Genomic DNA, 641 nt, shown 5'->3' on the forward strand with positions numbered 1-641 from the left:
AAAGCAGCTGCAGGTGGCGGTGGCCGTGGTATGAGAGTGGTAGAGAAAGAAGAGGATTTAGAAAAGAGCTTTTGGTCAGCTGAAAGCGAGGCTATGAGTGCCTTTGGTGATGGAACAATGTATATGGAAAAATATATCTCAAATCCACGCCACATAGAGGTCCAAGTCCTAGGCGATGAGTATGGCAATGTCGTGCATGTGGGTGAGAGAGATTGCTCAATGCAACGCCGCCACCAAAAATTAATAGAAGAGAGCCCAGCAGTAATTTTAGATGATGAAACTAGAGCCAAACTCCACCAAACAGCCGTAAATGCTGCTAAAGCCATAGGATATACGGGTGCTGGGACTTTTGAGTTTTTATACGATCAAAGAGATAATAAATTTTATTTTATTGAGATGAATACAAGACTCCAAGTCGAGCATTGTGTGAGCGAAATGTGTAGCGGATTAGACTTAATAGAGTGGATGATACGAATCTCACAAGGCGAGAGATTGCCAGAGCAAAAAGATATCAAATTAAGTGGCCACTCAATAGAGTGTAGAATCACAGCCGAAGACCCAAAAAGCTTCACTCCAAATCCAGGTAAAATCACAAAATATGTCGCCCCAGGCGGTAGAAATGTCAGAATGGATAGCCATGT

The 641-nt window shown here is 42.7% G+C and carries 1 protein-coding gene; it reads left to right on the plus strand.

Annotated features, from left to right (window positions below; genetic code table 11):
* Positions 1 to 641: ATP-binding protein (locus CIGNP109_RS08285; protein ID WP_141081058.1), on the plus strand; the 641-nt coding region annotated here is incomplete at both ends.

It is taken from the genome of Campylobacter sp. P0109, from assembly GCF_002138755.1.
GTDB lineage: Bacteria > Campylobacterota > Campylobacteria > Campylobacterales > Campylobacteraceae > Campylobacter > Campylobacter devanensis.